This window comes from Tenacibaculum bernardetii (assembly GCF_029125915.1).
GTDB classification, from domain to species: Bacteria; Bacteroidota; Bacteroidia; order Flavobacteriales; family Flavobacteriaceae; genus Polaribacter; species Polaribacter bernardetii.
Map to the genome: position 1 here is coordinate 179,094 of NZ_JAQJCU010000005.1, position 18,557 is coordinate 197,650.

Consider the following 18,557-nt stretch of genomic DNA (forward strand, 5'->3'; position numbering starts at 1 on the left):
CAAAAGTATAAAGTTTAACTTTAAAATATGAAGGATAAGTAAGTTATATTTGCAGCTTATTACATACTATGAGTTTTACTTTACTTTCATCACCTTTACAAGGCTTTACCGATTTTCGTTTTAGAAATGCACAGCATAAATACTTTGGAGGTATTGATACTTATTACGCGCCATATATCCGTTTAAACGGAAAAATGAAGATTAAATCGAGTTATGAACGTGATTTATTACCCGAAAACAATCATACCTTAACTGTAATACCGCAAGTAATTACAAACGATCCTGATGAGTTTTTGTTTGTTGCAAAGTACGTGCAAAGTTTAGGTTATAAAGAATTGAATTGGAACTTAGGTTGTCCATACCCAATGGTTACAAAATCGGGAATGGGATCTGGTTTGATTTGTAATCCTGCTAGAATTGATGAAGTTTTACATAAAGCCCATAACGAAACCGACATTTTGGTTTCTATGAAAATGCGAATGGGTTATGAAAACAGCGAAGAAATATTACATTCCTTCCCTATTTTAGAGAAATATCCGCTTAAAAATGTTGCTATTCATGCTCGAATAGGAAAACAATTATACAAAGGTGGCGTTGATTTAGACGCTTTTCAGAAATGTATCGACGTATCTAAACATCAATTATATTACAACGGAGATATTACTTCTGTGGCCGGATTTAAAGCGATGCAAGAACGTTTTCCGAGTATTACGCACTTTATGATTGGTCGTGGTTTAATTGGCGATCCGTTTTTACCACAAATGATTAAAGATAACACAACCGAATATCCGAAAGATAGATGGCAACGTTTTGGTGAGTTTCATGATGAAATTTATCATCAATATGATGCTGCTTTATCTGGGCCAACACCTATAAAAATGAAAATGTTAGGGTTTTGGGAATACTTTTCTAAGTCTTTTTCAGATCCTCACAAAACATATAAGAAAATTAAAAAAGCTACCAATCCTAAAAAATATCAAGCTGCTGTTAAAGAAATTTTGAGTAGTGAAAAATAATAAAAAGGGTATTTACAAATTGTAAATACCCTTTTTATTTTATCTATTTAGACTAAGCTAAAGTAATACGCACTTTTTTATTCTTTAAACGAGTATTATTTAGTTCTTCAATTAACTTTTTTGCTTCGCTTACAGGCACTGCTATAAAAGCGCAATCTTGTTTTAATTCGATTACACCTAATTGTTCTTTTGTTAAATTTCCTTTTTTAAAGAATAAACCTGCAATATCTCCTTTTGATATTTTATCTTTTCTACCTCCAGAAATAAATAAAGTTTCCCAATAATGCGCTTTCAATTTTTCTTTCTGAGAAATATCTGTATTTGGAATATTAGCAAGAAATTCTGGCAAACTTTCTTTTTGCCATTTTAAAATATATGCCGTTCCTTTTGCATTTACTCTTGCCGTTCTACCATTTCTATGTGTAAACTCCTCTATTCTTTCTGGTAATTCATAATGAATAATATATTTCATTTCAGGAATGTCAATTCCTCTTGCAGCCAAATCGGTTGCAATTAAAACTTGACTTGTACCATTTCTGAATTTAATTAATGAACGTTCACGATCTCTTTGTTCCATCCCTCCAGAAAAACAACTATGTGCTATTTTATTTTTTGTTAAGAATTCACTTACGTGACTGATACTATCTTTTAAATTACAAAAAATAATCCCTTGATGATTTCCTATATGTTGTAACAAATTAACCAATGTTTGGTTTTTGTTTTTGATAGGAGAAACAACTGTTTTTAAAGTTAATTGCCTAGATTTTTTTCCTGTCAAGTAATTTAATACTGTAGGTTTATGTAAACCTACAAATGCAGGAATTTCAGTTTCTTGCGTTGCTGATGTTAAAATACGTTTTTTAAGATTTGGTAATTGATTTATAATACCTCTCATTTCAGATTCAAAACCTACTTCTAACGATTTATCAAACTCATCTAAAATTAAAGTTTTTATACTGTCTTTAGAAAAGCGTTCATTTGCAAAATGATCTAAAATTCTTCCTGGTGTACCAATTAAAATACTTGGTATATGTTTTAATTCGGTTTTATCTTTCGTCATCGAACGACCACCATACACTGCGTTTACTTTTAACCCAGTTCCCATTTCACGAATTACCTGTTCTATTTGAATTGCTAATTCTCTTGATGGTACTAAAATTAAAGTTTGAATTTCTTTATTTTCAAAATCTATTAATTTTAACGCAGGTAATAAAAAACCTAAGGTTTTTCCTGTCCCTGTTGGTGAAAGTATAACCGTATTTGCATTCGTATCAATTACCGAAATAGCTTTTTGTTGCATTTCATTTAACTCATAAATATTTAATTTTGCTAAAATATCTTCTTGTGTTTTCATTGTCATTGTCATAATATTTAAATATCTATGAAGTTTTTATCGACTGCAAAGATAAGTAGTCTTTTACAGCTTTTAAAAATAATAGAGCTAATCTATAAAAAGATATTTCAGCTTCATCAACTGAATTAAAACTATATATAACACATTATAAAAACAACACATATCAATCACTCGGTAAATCCATTTTTTAAAGCATAGACCGCTAAACCCACTCTCGATTTTAATTCTAATTTTTCAAATAAGCTATCTCTGTAATTTTCGACAGTTCTTGGGCTGCAAAACATCTTTTCTGAAATTTCTCTATAGTTCATCTCAGTAACTGAATATTTCAAAAATTCTATCTCACGATCAGACAATTTTATTTTTTCATTGTTAGAGTCATTGCCAATACTCGCAAATATTTTGCTAGAAGCCCATTCAGGAAAAAAACGTCCTTTTTCAATCAACCCTTTCAACGCTTTTTCCAAATCAGTAGGATATACATTTTTCAAGAGGTATCCTTTTGCGCCATTTTTAATCATTTTAATTAAGCTCGACTCATCATCTTGCATACTCAAAGCCATAATTAAAATAGTAGCATGTGTTTCTTTAATCCACTTCGCAGTTTCAAAACCATCCATAATAGGCATACTTATATCTAATAAAACGATGTCAGGAATCCCTTTTGTTTTTATTTTATTTTGAAAATCTACACCATTTTCACATACATATAGTACTTCAAATCCTTCAAAATTTGAAATAATATTACTCAATGCTTTGGCTATTAAAACATGATCGTCAACAATAACAATTGTCTTTTTCATTTAAATGGGGATTTCTATAATTAATTTCGTTCCTTTATTTTCTTGACTTTCTAATTTCATTTTTCCACCTACTAATTCTGTTCTCTTTTTTATATTTTTAAGACCGATACCATCAGGTTTTATCGTTTCAGAATTAAAACCAATACCATCATCTTCTAGAGTGAACTTGATAGCGTTATTAGTTGTATCTAAAGAAACTAAAATGTTTTCACAGGCAGCATGCTTCATACTATTTTGAAGGAATTCTTGGGTAATTCTAAACAGAATACTTTTAATTTGATACGATTGTAATTCCGTTTCAATAGTACTTGAAAAATGAACATTCCATTTTTTTAAATCATTAATTTTTTCACATTCCTTTTCAATTAAATATAAAAGAGTATTGTTTTTAATAGAATCGTCTGTCAACGATTTTGATAACTGTCTAAGTTCTTGTAAAGACTGATTTATAATATCATTAATCCCTTCAATAGTTTCGTTTACTTGAGGAGCCTTATTTTCAAAAATTAGCTGTTGCGTATATATACTAGCTAATGTTAATTTCTGACCAATATTATCATGAATTTCTTGTCCAATATATTGCATGGTCTGAGTTTGAATTTCAAGTTGAGTTTCTAGTAATTCTTCTTTATGCGTTTCGTCAATAGTAGAAATTTGATGTAAATGCGCTTTCTTTTTTATACGGTATTCACGAATAAAGATTCCTATCCCTACTAAAAAAGCAATAAAAATTATATTAAATAAAACTATTATTATTACGATTGATGTTTCCCCCATATAAAAGATGCTGCAAATAATAAATACATAATACTACTAGATATTAATAAATATAAATAGTAAGCATTCCATATATCTAGATATTGTATTTTTATTAATTCATTGTAAAAAGCAATAAAAGGATAAGTGCCTATATAAAATAATGTGACCCCAATATTTATATAAAACATTTTATTTTCCTTAAACTTTAAAATATTATCATTTTTTATTTGTTTTAAGAATTCTAAAATTATTAGAATAATCAATAAGACACTTCCTGTCGTTAAATTCAAAGAATATAGTGTTCTGACTTTATCTTTATAAATTTCCAAAGGAATAAAAGATATTAAATAAATAAAACAACAAAAGATAAATAACTTAACATTTTTTTGAGATCTATAAGCGTATAACCAATAAAAAAAAAAATATTGAATTGGGATACCAAAAAAAGCATAATAATCTTGTTTTCTTATTGATAAAAAGACGTGAAAAAAATTACCATACAGTTCTTGTATAAAAATAAATATTAAATAAATAGAAAACCATTTCCAATAATTATATTTAACTTTTTTATAGTAGAAAAAAGCAACTAGAGCAGATAAAAATTCTGCTACTAGTAATACTTTATTCATATATGGATATAACTCATGCATATATTAAAAACCTTCACCTCCTCCATCTACTGGAGGTATTAATCCTCCATGATTTTGAGAACCTATGCTATTAGAAGAACCTCCTGAATTTCTACCTCCACCTAATGCTGCAGTTCTAGTTTGAGAACCATTGTTTAGATATGCTTCGTTTTTCTTTAAACTTGTAGTATACGTTTTTTCGTCTAAAGGATTAAAATCGAAATCTGTTTCTCCCCTACGTATTGTTGGTATCATTACTAAAGTATGTAACTTCTCGTATTTTTCAGTGGTAGAGTTACCTAAAAAATCAGATAAATCAGTATACGGTCTTTTCCATGTTTCTTTTTCAGGATAACGAGAATAGTAGATACGTAAGCCTAAATCTTTACTTGATATCTTATGCTTTTTAGCATTCATTTCTGTGTGGTAGATAAATGCTTTCAAAGTTTCTAGCTCAAATCTTATAGAATGGGCATCGTCCATATTTAAACTACTATTAATCTTTGCCAGTTGATTGTTTTTGTAGCCATTTACCATTTCGTGAACTAAAGGCACACTGAGTTGGTTCATTGGTTCCGCAGAATAATCTAAACAAATGCTGTTTTTAGATGTGTCTGTTGGTTTTGTTGGTGGAAACTTATAAATATAAATTCCGAAAGCAATAACTGTAATTGCTAATAATAAAGGTGTAATCATGGTTCGTTAGTTTTAAGCGTTAAATATACTTTATTCAGCTACAAAGAAACAATTTTCTTCAAATTCCCTTCAAAATTATACAACCTAAGTTAAGAAGGTTAAACAACCCTAAAATCTCAGGTTGGTTTATATGGCTATTTACGTTAATCACACGTCTAAAAACCATGTATATATTTTAAAATTTGTAAACACAACAGTACATAACTGTCGTATAAATAGTAACCAAAAACATAATACATGGAAAATACTGTAATTATCAACTCTATAGGAACCGCTAATCCGAGTGTTTCAAAATTATTAGCCGACTCTTTTAAAATGCCACAAGAGTTCATTTTAAAAATGCTCTACAATGCTCCTGCTGTTTTATTTCAAAAAATAGATTTAGACTTAGCTGAAAAAGCAGCTTTAACATTATCTAAACTTGGTTTAGAGGTGCAAATTACTGATGAAAAAGAAAAAATAAATCTAGCTAAAGAACAAGTAGAAATCAGTATTTATTTTGAAGATATTTTAAAACTACCTAAAGTAATTAATCAACTGTCAGAATTTTTAGGTTGCAAACCATCAGAATCATTAAACATGTTATTGGCACAACCAGGTATTGTATTAGGTGGTGTTTCTGAAGCTACCGCAATTGCACTTCAAGGGCGTATAGATGCTTTAGTATGTTATTCTAATCCTAGAAAAGATGTGTTTACAATATATATTAACAATGATTTTCCTAAAAGTGATTTAAAAAGACTTATAGCTAAAATTAAGCAACCAATACAAACTTTAAAAGACGGAACAGTTATTATAAAAAATCTTAGTTATGCCGAAAGCAGTACTATTTGGAGAGAACATCAATCTAAAAAAACAATCCGTGTTATCAACCAAACACATCAGTTAATAAACATTCATTTAACTTCATTTGATATCAATAATAAAGAGCATACTTCTTTTTTAACTGAAAAAATTGGAATGCCTGATGCTATTCTTCCAGAGTTAAAGGAACATTTACCTATCACACTTTTTGAACGTATAAGTCATGAATCAGCAAAAGATATCATAGAAAATTGTGAAGGATTGGGACTTCAATTTTCTGTAGAACACAACTTTAAGGCAACTAGAAAATTAGCGATAAAGAAAATTAAAGAACATGCTGCCGTTAAAAACGTATTAGCACAATTTATAGAGGTAAGCTCTTTTAAAGAAAACACTAGTGAGTGGGAAAGTAGTACTGAAATTCCTGATTTAATTGCCAATTACTTATATGCACAGTTAATACTATTAAACTGCGAACCAACAATCATTTAAATTATGGAAAATAAAAAAATGTTGCATTTCAGAATTGCTGAACGTGGTAAAATGCATGCGCTAGACAAAAACTATAAAGAGGCTTTACGACACTATAAAGAAGCTTTACGCTTAACTCAAACACAAAAAGAGAGCGAATTATTTTTTCAACATTATAGCCAATGTGTTATGGAATCATTAGAGCAATTAGGTTCGTATGACGAGGTAATTTCTTTTTGCGAAAACTACAGAGCTTTTTTAAATGATAAAGAAACTAATGTGTTGGTAAAAAAACACAATGCTTTTGTTAGCGAACGACAAGCCATTCAGCATATACTTAAAGAAGAGCAAGAAGAAGCCAAAGCATTACTAACAAGTGTACAAAAAGAAATAGGAAAAGGCAAACATCCTATAACTGATGAATTGTTAAACTGGATTTTAAGAGGTTATAAGATCAATAAAGATCAAGTTACCCGATTACAGAAAAAACACAATTATTTTATAGTGAGAAAAGAATCTGTAAATCCAAAAATAGCCATGGATTTACCAGATGGAATTTCTCCTTTTTAACCATTAAAAACAATTAAATATGGCAGACATTAAAACACTTGACCAAGGCGCCAAAATACTTCAAAACGTAGACGTTGGAAGTATTGTAACAGGGCTAGCACTTGGTATTGCAGACGCTCAAGAGCGTTTAGACACCAACTCCGTTAAACAAATCACGAGACTTTCTGAAGTAGAAGTTGGTGGTAAATCATTATTAGAACTCGGGTTTCAACCTGCATTTTATGCCTTTGAATATGCAGATGTTTCTGCTTCTATCAATTTAAAAATGACAGTTCAAGAAGAACTAGAAATTGATTTTAGCTTAGAATATGACTCTACTAAAAAGAAAGGATATACTGATGTAAGCATTCAAGAAGTTGAAAACAATTATCAGGAAGAAAAGTACAAGGAATTTAAAAGTAGCCGAAAATATTGGACAACAGCATCTAATGAGCATACACTAAAGGTAAACCAAAGTACTGTAAATACAAGTAAAAAAACAGGCAGTATTGATAGATTAGAGGAAACTGCTGAAAACTTATCTTCTGACTCTGAAGTACAACGTGTAGATTCTAAAATAATTGAAACAAAAGATATTGTTAGTACAGACAGTACGAATGAGGTAAAAACGCATAACTATAATGGGTTTGGAATGTTGTCTTTACTAGATTATTATAAAGAAGATACTGGTATTCTTAAATTTAAAAACTATACCAATGTTAGTATTAAAATTAAAGGTACGAATACCGCTTCTACTATCTTATTAGATAAATCGAACCTCGCAGATAATTTGAATGTTATTACTAACAGCACTTTTAAATTTGGATTAAAAGACAGCGATAAATTAAATATATACTTTGATTTTTCAAAACACCACTCGTTAGATTTTAGTTATAACAAAGGAACAAGTCCTAATAATACAGAGTTACTTAAAGACAAATTAAGAGCTTTAGCCTTTATTCTGGTTCATGATACCGATGTAACAATTAAAATTATTGGTCATACAGATAGTGTTAGTGGTGATAAATTTAACGAAGATCTTGGTTTAAAAAGGGCCAACACTATTAAGAATTACTTAATCACTTTAGGTGTTAATGAATCTCAAATAATCGAAATTAATTCTGAAGGAGAGCTAAGTGCTAAAACGAATGTTGGTGATAATCAAAATAATCCTGATTATAGAAAAGCAGTAATTAATATTGATACCAACGGAAACGAATACATTTTTGTAGAAGGTGGCGATTTTAGTAATACGCAATCTGTTGCAATTGTAGCAGATTGGTCTATAACCAATTCAGGAATATTACAAAAACACGCAAAAACAACTGTTAGTATTACCAAAAAACTTAGTATCGAATCTGGCAGTGATACCTCTTTAAATGAAACAGTAAAGAGCCTATCCGAAATAAAAACAAAACTTGATAATAGTACAAAATTCTATTCTCAAATTTCTGGCGATGTTGTTTATCTTTTAAGAAAAGATGCAAAGATAGAGTACACGTTATTTTCTAATAATAATGAAGAAACGACTATAGAAGATAAATCTTCAAATACGCAAAACACATCTAATAATAACGATACTTTAAATATACATAAAGTAATTAACAGTAAATACTTTGCAAAATCAGACTTAAAAAGTATTAAAGATCCAAAAGTATCTGCTTGGAGCGGTTCTTTAGATGTGCGTTATGCCCGTCAGTTTGGTGTATCTGTAGAAGGAAATGCTTCTGTTTCTGCGCGTATGATTTCTGTGCCACCACCAACTGGTTTAGAAAACTATATTCAATCTTTAACTGGTAACACAACTTCTGGAAGCTAGAAATTATGAGCGCAGTACCACAAGTTATACAACAAATTACCAATGCTCCTCTACCATTTATGTTAGAGAAACTAGGCGCTTCTATTGCGAATGCACAAGCTGCTTTAGATGCCAATTCTATTCGCTTAGCAAATGAAATGGCAACGATTAAAATAGCTGTAGGTGATGAAGATTATAATTTAATTAGCCTTGGGTTTGCTCCTACTTTTTATGCTTTTACAGAAGCTTCTTTTGAAGTAAAAATGGAGTTTTCTGTTGCAGAATCTGAAAGTTATGGCGGTTCATTAAGTTTAAATTATGGGAACAGCTCTAGTTCAAATAATGCAACAAGTGGAAGTGCTAGTAATGCTAATAATAATTTTAGTGCGAATAATGATAATACAGAAACCCAAATGTTTGGTATTGCTATTTCTGCTCATTATGCACGTAAATTTTCTGTTTCTGCAGAAGCATCTTCATCTATAGCTGCAAAAATTGTATCACTACCTGCACCAGATATTTATTATGAAATTTTAAAATCAACAATAACAAAAGACAAATAAAAACAAAAAATATGTTTAGAAAAAATCCTAGTATAGGACAAGAATTATTGGACGTTCCGATGGGCGACATGATTCGACAAATGGCTTTTTCTATAGCCGAAGCACAAATGGCATTAGACTCTAACTCTATTGAGGTTGCTGAAATGATGGGCGGACTTAAAGCTGTAAAAGAAGAATTGAATGGAGAAGAATTTATAAATTTTAAAGATAGTCGTGTATTCTTTGGTAAAGAAAAGGTACAATTAAGAGATGCTGTAGAATTGTATAACTCTAATACTGACCAAGCATATAGAGCAGCTATCGATGCTAAACTTGGTAATGACACCGAAGCTGGTTACGACAAAGAAGTTGTAGATGTAAATAAGCTTCCTGCTGTATCCGATAAAACCGTAATATTTACGCCTGATGACCAAAGAAACACAGAAGTATATTATAGAGATCAAACCAATATTAATTCTATTAAATGGTATAAGTATATTGGCGAGGTATATACTTTATTAGACGGTGTACCAGCGACTTCAACTGCTCCTCCAACACCAGTTCCTGGTAGAAAAATGGTTAAACCAGGTTTAGGTACACGTGAAGTAATGTTACCACAACGTTTATCTATGTTAGAATTAGGATTTTCTCCTACATTTTATCAGTTTGTAGATACGATGATACGTGTTAGTATTTCTATCAAATTTACCAGAGAAGGATCTTCTTCTTTTTCGGTTGATAGTAAATCAGAAAGTAAAGATAGAAGTATCGGTTTTAGTTGGCGTAAAGGATTAAAAGCAAATAAAACAGTAACAACTACACAGGTAAATGCTGGTTTTTCTCAAAAATATAGTTATTCAGCAGAAGGTTCTAGCATACTGCAAACAAAATTAGTTCCTATTCCACCACCAGCAATTTTAGAAGAACGTATCCAACAACAAATGGAAATTGCGCGACAAGAAGCTGAATCTTAAATTAATACCACATTAAAATGGGAAGTATTACTAGAGAAATTTTAAATGCACCTTTACCAGAAATGGTAAAAACACTTGGTGTCGGAATCGCTCAAGCACAACGCGCCTTAGATAAAGTATCTATGGAGTTGGCGAAAGAGTTGGTAGATACAAAAGTGGATATGGGAGGCGAAGAATATAGTTTGCTTTCCCTTGGTTTTACACCTACATTTTATCAATATGTAGATACTGTTCTAGAGATGAAAATGTCTGTTTCTATGAGTCAAACCAAAGAGTTTGGTGCTTCAGTTTCTGTAAGTGCTGGTGCTAGTGTTGGTTTTGTTGCAGTGAGTGCTTCTGTTTCTGCTAGTTATTCACAAAAATATCAATACTCAGCAGAAGGTAGTTCCATGCTACGAACAAAGCTAGTAGCTGTACCAAATCCGCCTGTATTTGAACAACGTTTACGTGCGATGATAGCAGCTGAACTAGAAGACAAAAGAAATGATTTAATTTAAAAAAACTCCTTAAAATGGCTAAACATTGGAAACAGCTTTTAAAACAAGAGGTTACTACTAAAAAACAAGTAAAGGAAGAAGAAAACGAAGACTTCTCTCTATCTGATTTAATACAACCTAATGTTACTAATGATGAACAATCATTAGACGATATTGCTGCATCTAATATTAATTTAAAAAGCTTATTAGAGGAGCAAAAAGAACTAGAACAAAATATGAATGCTCTTACTGGTAAAACAGCAGAGCATTCTTCTTCCAAGAAACAATATGATAGTGAGATAAAATCTGTTTATCAAAAAAGAAAAGACGCTAAAAAAGAAGAAGAAAAGAAAAATAAACTTCTTAAAAAAAGAAAAAGTAGCACTCAAGAAAACATCAATTGGAATAAAAAAGGGAAAAACTTTTTTAGTGTAGATACTACTAGAAAAACACAAAATAAAATTCCTAGTTTACTTCCTAAAAAGAAAAATATAGAAAAACAGTTTATCAAAAAACAACAACCCAAAACTGTTCTTAAAAATTTTGAAAAAGCAAAAAAAATAGCTAAAAATATAACGACACTTCCTGAAAAATTTTTACAAATAAACAGCAAGAAAACAAAAACGTCAAAAGAGTTAAAAAAAATAAACAACATATTAAATACTACTTCTAAAATAAGTAAAGAAGTAGATAAAAACATCACAAAATTCTCTGATGAGCTTGTTCAAATTAACAAAAGAAAAACAAAAGTATCCGAAGGAATAAAAAAAACAACGAACACAATAGATACTGCCTCTAAAACAATTAAAAAAGTAATTACTATAACTCATGATGCTTCTCAAGGCTTACATAAAATAAGTAGTTTGCTTTCTGATACTCTTGATAAAAAAGAAAAAACAACTGGTAATAAAAAAGATGTTTTAGAAAATAAAACTTTTTCTACCATCACTGAAACAGCTAGTAAAATTATTAAAACTGCTAAAAAGACACAAGTTACTTTTAATAAAATAGATTCAAAAAGAACAGCATTTATTAAAACTATAGCGCAACAAAAAGAAAACGGATTTAAAAACACATTACCAACAATAAAAAGTGATATCAAAGACACAAATGCTTTGAGTGAAAACTTAAATAAAGTAAACAACTTTTACAACAACACGAAAAAACATTTAGAAAAAACAAACAAAACAGTTAAAACCGTTGACAACTTACTTACTAAAACAAATCAATTAAAAAAACCTGAAAAGAAACAAGATGTTTTAATGACTTTAAATTCTTTAGATAAAATTTTCACAAAAAAGGAAGAAAAAGAATCTAAAGGCTTTGATACTATCAATGTCTCAGAAATTTTTTCTGCTGCAAAAAAAATCAAAGAATTTGCAGATGAACTTCCTACTAAAAAGAAATCAGCATCAAAAAAAGATCCATTTTCATTATAATTTACATACCAAATGAGCACACAAAACACATCCATCACCTTAAAAGAAATATTACTCGGAATATCAGAGAGTTTAAATGAAGCGCAACATCAACTTCGTAATGCTGCTCCTTATGATGAATATGGTCGTCCGAATACATTATATACCTTACCTTATTTAGATTTCACCTTACAAGTAGAAACCGAATTAGAGACTTCTTCAACAACAGGCGGAACTTACGACCAAAGTAGTGGTTATGGAAAATATGCAATGGCAGAAATGCCATACTCTCCTGCTCCAATGATGACGTATCGTCCGGTAAGTAAAACAAGTAGCACAGCTGAAACTGATAAAATAACAAGTAGTATTTCTGGTCGTTTTGTAGCCGTTATGCCTAATGACGGTTTACCTCAATTAATTATTGAGGCAATTCCTAAACAAACCAATATTTCAAATATTTATGATATTGAAGTGGCTGTTTTTAATTCTGCTGGTGAAAAAATTCCAGGTGCTTTAGTAGAGTTTAATTATAATAGAGATAAAACTATTTTATTAAATACAAACAGTGTTTTAAACCACAATACCAACTTTGTAAAACAAGGAGAGGTTACTACCGATGTTAACGGACTTGCAATAAATACAATTCAAATAGATACTACAGATTATGATGCTAAAAACACCATACAAATAGATATCAATATAGGTACAGTTTTTACTAAAATTTCAATTCAAAAACACTAATTATGGCTACTAAATACCGCTCTTTACTTTTTAAATGTGACTTATTAGCTGCTAATAATACCTCTTTAAAATCCTATTCAATAGATATTGAATTTTTAGATATTAAAAACAGAAAATGGGAAAAACTTGTGATGGGAATTGAAACCAAAAAAGGACTACTATCGCATGCTTATGAAATTCCAGTAAGACTTGCTAAAGAAGAAGTTATTACCCGACTTGTACGTGATTGTATGAGTGAAGGTAGTTTACCTATGTTTAGAATTGTAAAATCTAATGAGCAAGAAACACTAATTCTTTCAGAAGCACCATCTTTATTTTTTGATGAAGAAAATTTAGAAATAGTAATTGACTTTAATAAATTATGGCTTTTGGATGATTCTTTAATCACTAAAAGAGGTGCGAGTACTATTATTGCTTCTCCTATTTACTTACATCATTTTCAAAAAGAGTTTTTTAAGTTACAAGAAGAAAATAAAAGCCTTACTTCATTAACCAAGCTACAAGAAATTAATTTTAAAAAAATCAATGAAAAATTTAGTATTCAACTTAAAGAATTTAATGCGCATTTAAATGAACATGAAGAAACAGAAGCTTTATTAAAACAATCTTTAGAAAATAGTCTTAATGAAATTACTAATTTAAAAGAACAGTTGAATTACTCTTCTAAAGATGATAATTCAGAAGAATTTAACCAACTTTTAAAAAAATTGGAAGATAAAACCAATGAAATTGAACAATTATTAGAAAAACTAAACAAGCAAGACGAACAGGTTTCAATTTTACAAGAACAATTAGAAATTTTAAAATCTTCTTCAATAATAAATGATGAATTAACTGTTCGTATTGCAGAATTAAAAAAATCAGTAACGGAATATGAAGAAAAAACAATTGTTCTTCAGCAGTATTTAGAAGAGAAAAATCAAGAAATAAACCTTCTTAAAGAAGCGTTATCTAAATTAAAAAATGACTCTATTGAAATTAATAAACTTAAAGAGTTTTTATTAGAAAAAACAAACGAAGTTAAAAATTTACAACAAACAAAAAACAAACTTGAACAAGAAAATAAAGCAATTATTTTTGAAGTTGAAAAAACAAAAAACGCCTTACAAACACAGCAAAATTCTATTGATGATTTAGTTGAAAAAGTAAAAACATCACAACAAATTGTTTCTGAAAAAAACAGTGAAATTGTCGCACTTGCTCAAAACACTTCCGTAAAAGAAAGTGAAATCACAAAACTACAAACTAAAGTAACAGAAATACAAAGTTTTGTTGATGCTGAAAACCCGAATAAATTAGATGCTAAAAAAGTATATAGTAGTATTATAAATGACATTGCTGTAGCGGATGCGGAAATGGATACGTCCAGATTTAAAATGGCAAACATTTCTTTAAACTTAAAGGCTACTATAGAAAAAGGTCCAGAAGGAACATTATTTGGTTTGGTTGATTTTGAATCTGCTAAAGATATAAATGCCGCTGCAATTAGCAATATTAGTATTGATGTTGTTCCGAATACAACAAGTGTAAAATATCAAAATAATGTTCCAAATATTATTGGTCTTACAGAAACAGCTGCTAGAAAAATCATTACAAATTACGGATTAAAATTAGACGTTATTTACCAGCCAACTGATAATCCAAATTTTATAGAAGGACAAGCAATTAAACAAATACCAGCAGCAGAATCAGAATTAATTCAAGGACAAGAAGTGATTGTAATTTTTGCAAAACCATTAAAAAACTAAAACCATGTCAAACAATTCAAATGATTATTTAAAAGATGCTTTTGCTGCACCTTTAGGAGATTTTATTGCTTCAATTGGCGAAGGCGTTGGCGAAGCACAAGCAGCATTAGATAAAGGTTCTTTAAGACAAACCTTAGAAATTTACAATACAAATCCAGATAATTCTGAAGCTTCTTTAAAATTATTGCGTGAAATAGGTTATCAACCTACATTTTACACGATTCCAAAAACCACTGCAAAAGCTAAAATATCTTTATCCTTATCACAACAATCGTCTAGTATTTTAAATGGCGGACAAGCTTTTCGTACTAAAATGTATGCTACTCCTGTAAATGCAACAAATACGAATAAATACAATATGAATTTAAATGCAAGTGCAGAAATTCAATTTGATATTGTTCCTGTTCCTCCTACTGATACTCAAATTATTCGTTTTTTACCTAACCTAATAGAAAAAACGATTACAGACAACGAAGGGAAAACAACAAATGAAAAGAGAACTTTTGGTGAAATAAAAACTCTATTAAGTGAATACAATTTAAATTATGCTTTTGGTGAAAACACAAAAGAAAGTGAGTTAAAAAATGAATCGACTTTTTCTGAACAAAAGCCTACTTATATTCCTGGTAGTACTCAAGTAATACATGCCGAGGATGTTATTGTTTTGAGTATATAAGAATTGTATATAATAGGTATAAAAAATAAAATATTTTTTATACCTATTATTTCATATTTTAAAAATAATTATATTTAGTTGCGCTAATTAATTTAAGCCTAAAACCCTACTTATTAGTTATTAATATTTTAAAATTGTACATCTTTTTATTCATTTTTATTAATTAGTTAAAAATTTTAACAAATAAAGTTGATAAATTAAATTATTTTTGCTCGGATTAAAAAAAAATTAAAGGTTTGTTAAACTACTATTCTTACGAACATGCTGTTTCTACTCAATGGGTTACATTTATACATGGTGCTGGTGGTAGTAGTGCTATTTGGTACAAACAAGTTCGTGATTTTAAAAAACACTTTAATGTTTTAATTTTAGATTTACGTGGTCATGGAGATAGTAAATCTGTTATAAAATCTACTTTTAATAAAAAATATACTTTTGATGCTATTACAGAAGATATTTTAGAAGTTATTGATTATCTAAAAATAAAAAAATCGCATTTTGTAGGTATTTCTTTGGGTACAATTTTAATACGAAATTTAGCTGAAAAGAAACCTAGTTTAGTGAGTAGTATGATTATGGGAGGCGCAATTATTAAATTTAATTTACGCTCTCGTTTTTTAATTTTTGTAGGTAATTTATTTAAATCAATTGTACCATATATGTTGTTATATAAGCTTTTTGCTTTTATAATAATGCCTAAAAAAAATCACAAAAATTCTCGCTTATTATTCGTTAACGAAGCAAAAAAACTATATCAAAAAGAGTTTTTACGTTGGTTTAAATTAACATCCGAAATTAATCCGTTATTGCGATTATTTAGAATGAAAGATCTAAAAATACCTACGCTGTATATTATGGGGGACGAAGATCATTTATTTTTACCTTCTATAAAAAATGTGGTTGAAAAACATGTAAATGCTTCTTTGGTTATTTTAAAAGAATGTGGTCATGTGGTTAATGTAGAACGTGCTGCAGTTTTTAATAAAAAAACGATCACATATATAAATTCGATATCTTAAAAGTTATTCAAACTGGTAGTTAAAAATGAATTGAAGACCTTTTCGACTTGTACAACAGTTTAATCTAAAATTTCGTAATCTATATTTAGTTTTCGTAAAATTCTTAAAGCAGAACCTGAATTTTTATCTTCAATTTCAATATCAACTGCATCTCCTTCTAAAAGAATACTTGTAAGTTCATTTGCTAAAGACGCATCAATATTAAATGATACCTCAGCAATACAATTAGCTATTGTTCTTTTATCTGGCCTTTGAGCATCACAAGACAATAAATTTAATTTCATAATAATAGTTTATGAATGCAATATAGTTGAATAGAATTACCTCGTATCGTTCTTCTTCTTTTATTTAGTGAGGATTACTTTTAACTCAAAAACTAAAAACCTCTTTAATCACAATAATACTTGTGTTACTTTCTATTTAAAGGACGACCTCTCGGTTCATTTGCTTCTTGAAGTACAGCATCTGAATGTAAAAATTTTACAGCCTCTGCAGACCCTTTTACTTTTGGTGCACTACGCGCCAACATTTCTGTTTCAAAAGCTGTTAATACGCTTTCTCTAATTCCAATTTTTCTCCATTCTGATAAAGGCCTACATCCTTTAGATATTCCTCTAGCCAATGCCAAGGCATCTAATAAAGCCTGATTCGCTCCTTGTCCTTTAAACGGACTCATAGGATGTGCTGCATCACCAATTAGTGTTACTTTTTTTTCTTCGGATAATAAATCTGGTTTTAATAATTCTCTATCATACACCGGATATCCCGAAATATTATTTTCATCAGTAGCTTCTAAAATTTGTGGAATAGGATTGTGCCACGGAGTTCTGCGACAAGCTTCTTCTTTAAGTGCTTTGGGTCCTTTTTTGCTTAATTGTTTTGCAGCTTCTTCTGACATCGGAAAACTAAGTTGCCACATAATAGCATCTGATGTAAATGGCATCATATAAATTCGTTCATTACCATTCACTGTTTGAAATACAGTAGCAGAATCTAACAAAGAGCTATCAATATTCTTAATATCTTTTAAAGGACAAATACCTAATATTACAATACAACCTAAGTAACGCAGCGGCGTAATATCATCACCTATTAAAAGCTTACGAACCGAACTACGAATTCCGTCAGCACCAACTACTAAATCTGCCTTTGCTTTTTTTATTTTTCCATCAACCTGAAAGTTCAATTCAATAAATTCATTATCAGAATCATTAAAATTAATTAATTGATGTCCCCATTTTACAGATTTATGATCTCCTAATTGCTCTAATAATTGGAGCCGTAAAGATTGTCGTGCGATATGTACATTTGTTCGTTTCTGGGAAGTTTTAGCATCAGAATTCATCCACTTTCTCATACCCCATTCTCCGATTACTTTTCCTTCTGAATTGTGAACTACATGCTTTGTTGAAACAACTCCTTCATTCAACTTAAAAATACCCAAGCCTTTAATTGCATTACTTGCTTGTTGCAATGTGAGCCCGTAACCTTGTGATCTCGAATTAAAACTATCATCACGTTCATAAAGTGTAAACGGAATTTGACGATGTAAACACGCCACAGCAAGAGCTACACCTCCAATACCTCCGCCAATTATAGCTAAGTGAGGATAATTTTCTGTATCCGCTATAGGGTATTTATCGGCTTCTAATAATCCTGAGCCTTTACATTTTAAACAAGAATATTGCACAGCCTTAGGTCGAACAGGCGCAGCTCCTTGCTTATCTGTTTTTTCATAAGCAGCTGATGCTGCTTGATAACGAAGTTTTACATTTTTACGTATTCTTTTGTTTTTTTTACCTAATCCTTGGCATTCTTTACAAACTGTAAAACTTGATGTTTCGTTTTTATCTGTGTTCAATTATTTTTTATTTTTCTGGGAATTCTTAATTAATTTATAAGCTAAGAATAACGGAATTAACATTAAAAAACCTACGCTATTTTTTATTACGCTATAAATTATTATACCTATTAAAAAACCAATAAGTGCAGCATTGATTATTAAATTATATTTTAACTTCTTACCTGCTTCTAAGAATTCTTTAGCGGTGAATTCTGATGGCTCTTTTTCTTTCATATTTTGA

At 29.8% G+C, this 18,557-nt stretch carries 20 protein-coding genes; 12 read left to right on the top strand and 8 right to left on the bottom strand.

Features of this window, described 5'->3' with window-relative positions; all coding sequences use genetic code 11:
- The first annotated feature begins 68 nt into the window (after window positions 1-68).
- Entirely contained in the window at window positions 69-1,016 is a 948-nt protein-coding gene (locus P2G10_RS06085) for a tRNA dihydrouridine synthase (protein ID WP_275315671.1), read from the top strand.
- A gap of 52 nt (window positions 1,017-1,068) precedes the next feature.
- Here the strand turns inward: P2G10_RS06085 and P2G10_RS06090 are convergent, their stop codons facing one another.
- The 5 genes from P2G10_RS06090 to P2G10_RS06110 form a co-directional block, all read right to left on the bottom strand.
- Window positions 1,069-2,382: a DEAD/DEAH box helicase gene (locus P2G10_RS06090; RefSeq protein WP_275315672.1), complete on the bottom strand. Its 1,314-nt coding sequence runs from the start codon at window positions 2,380-2,382 to the stop codon at window positions 1,069-1,071.
- A 155-nt stretch (window positions 2,383-2,537) separates the two neighbouring features.
- The gene (locus tag P2G10_RS06095; protein WP_218772431.1) at window positions 2,538-3,173 is read right to left on the bottom strand and encodes a response regulator transcription factor; all 636 of its coding nucleotides are present in this window, start codon (window positions 3,171-3,173) and stop codon (window positions 2,538-2,540) included.
- Window positions 3,174-3,950: a sensor histidine kinase gene (locus tag P2G10_RS06100; RefSeq protein WP_275315673.1), complete on the bottom strand. Its 777-nt coding sequence runs from the start codon at window positions 3,948-3,950 to the stop codon at window positions 3,174-3,176.
- Window positions 3,929-4,561: a hypothetical protein gene (locus P2G10_RS06105; RefSeq protein ID WP_218772429.1), complete on the bottom strand. Its 633-nt coding sequence runs from the start codon at window positions 4,559-4,561 to the stop codon at window positions 3,929-3,931. The genes P2G10_RS06100 and P2G10_RS06105 overlap by 22 nt, the downstream gene beginning before the upstream one ends.
- A gap of 24 nt (window positions 4,562-4,585) precedes the next feature.
- Window positions 4,586-5,257: a hypothetical protein gene (locus P2G10_RS06110; RefSeq protein ID WP_218772428.1), complete on the bottom strand. Its 672-nt coding sequence runs from the start codon at window positions 5,255-5,257 to the stop codon at window positions 4,586-4,588.
- Window positions 5,258-5,494: 237 nt separating this feature from the next.
- Here P2G10_RS06110 and P2G10_RS06115 point away from each other — a divergent pair, with 237 nt between their 5' ends.
- The 11 genes from P2G10_RS06115 (at window position 5,495) to P2G10_RS06165 (ending at window position 16,473) form a co-directional block, all read left to right on the top strand.
- On the top strand, window positions 5,495-6,553 hold the full coding sequence (locus P2G10_RS06115) for a hypothetical protein (RefSeq protein ID WP_218772427.1): 1,059 nt from the start codon (window positions 5,495-5,497) through the stop codon (window positions 6,551-6,553).
- Between the two features lie 3 nt (window positions 6,554-6,556).
- Window positions 6,557-7,102 (top strand): hypothetical protein, encoded by a 546-nt coding sequence (locus P2G10_RS06120; RefSeq protein ID WP_275315674.1) that lies wholly within the window; start codon window positions 6,557-6,559, stop codon window positions 7,100-7,102.
- Window positions 7,103-7,121: 19 nt separating this feature from the next.
- A complete protein-coding gene (locus P2G10_RS06125) occupies window positions 7,122-8,900 on the top strand; it encodes an OmpA family protein (protein WP_218772425.1) in 1,779 nt (592 codons plus the stop codon).
- Window positions 8,901-8,905: 5 nt separating this feature from the next.
- Window positions 8,906-9,442, top strand: a complete 537-nt coding sequence (locus tag P2G10_RS06130; protein ID WP_275315677.1) for a hypothetical protein — start codon at window positions 8,906-8,908, stop codon at window positions 9,440-9,442.
- A gap of 11 nt (window positions 9,443-9,453) precedes the next feature.
- The gene (locus tag P2G10_RS06135) at window positions 9,454-10,395 is read left to right on the top strand and encodes a hypothetical protein (RefSeq protein WP_218772423.1); all 942 of its coding nucleotides are present in this window, start codon (window positions 9,454-9,456) and stop codon (window positions 10,393-10,395) included.
- Window positions 10,396-10,412: 17 nt separating this feature from the next.
- Window positions 10,413-10,892: a hypothetical protein gene (locus P2G10_RS06140; RefSeq protein ID WP_218772422.1), complete on the top strand. Its 480-nt coding sequence runs from the start codon at window positions 10,413-10,415 to the stop codon at window positions 10,890-10,892.
- A gap of 14 nt (window positions 10,893-10,906) precedes the next feature.
- Window positions 10,907-12,310, top strand: coding sequence for a hypothetical protein (locus P2G10_RS06145; protein ID WP_218772421.1), 1,404 nt, complete (start codon window positions 10,907-10,909; stop codon window positions 12,308-12,310).
- Between the two features lie 12 nt (window positions 12,311-12,322).
- A complete protein-coding gene (locus P2G10_RS06150) occupies window positions 12,323-13,030 on the top strand; it encodes a hypothetical protein (RefSeq protein ID WP_218772420.1) in 708 nt (235 codons plus the stop codon).
- 2 nt (window positions 13,031-13,032) lie between these two features.
- Entirely contained in the window at window positions 13,033-14,778 is a 1,746-nt protein-coding gene (locus P2G10_RS06155; RefSeq protein ID WP_275315680.1) for a PASTA domain-containing protein, read from the top strand.
- A gap of 4 nt (window positions 14,779-14,782) precedes the next feature.
- Entirely contained in the window at window positions 14,783-15,454 is a 672-nt protein-coding gene (locus P2G10_RS06160; protein WP_275315681.1) for a hypothetical protein, read from the top strand.
- A 236-nt stretch (window positions 15,455-15,690) separates the two neighbouring features.
- On the top strand, window positions 15,691-16,473 hold the full coding sequence (locus P2G10_RS06165; RefSeq protein WP_275315682.1) for an alpha/beta fold hydrolase: 783 nt from the start codon (window positions 15,691-15,693) through the stop codon (window positions 16,471-16,473).
- Window positions 16,474-16,532: 59 nt separating this feature from the next.
- Here the strand turns inward: P2G10_RS06165 and P2G10_RS06170 are convergent, their stop codons facing one another.
- The 3 genes from P2G10_RS06170 to P2G10_RS06180 all read right to left on the bottom strand — a co-directional run bounded on the left by P2G10_RS06170 (window position 16,533) and on the right by P2G10_RS06180 (window position 18,550).
- Window positions 16,533-16,757: a hypothetical protein gene (locus tag P2G10_RS06170; protein WP_275315683.1), complete on the bottom strand. Its 225-nt coding sequence runs from the start codon at window positions 16,755-16,757 to the stop codon at window positions 16,533-16,535.
- A 125-nt stretch (window positions 16,758-16,882) separates the two neighbouring features.
- Window positions 16,883-18,334, bottom strand: coding sequence for an FAD-dependent monooxygenase (locus P2G10_RS06175; protein ID WP_275315684.1), 1,452 nt, complete (start codon window positions 18,332-18,334; stop codon window positions 16,883-16,885).
- Window positions 18,335-18,550 (bottom strand): FUSC family protein, encoded by a 216-nt coding sequence (locus P2G10_RS06180; protein WP_275315685.1) that lies wholly within the window; start codon window positions 18,548-18,550, stop codon window positions 18,335-18,337.
- Window positions 18,551-18,557: the final 7 nt, after the last annotated feature.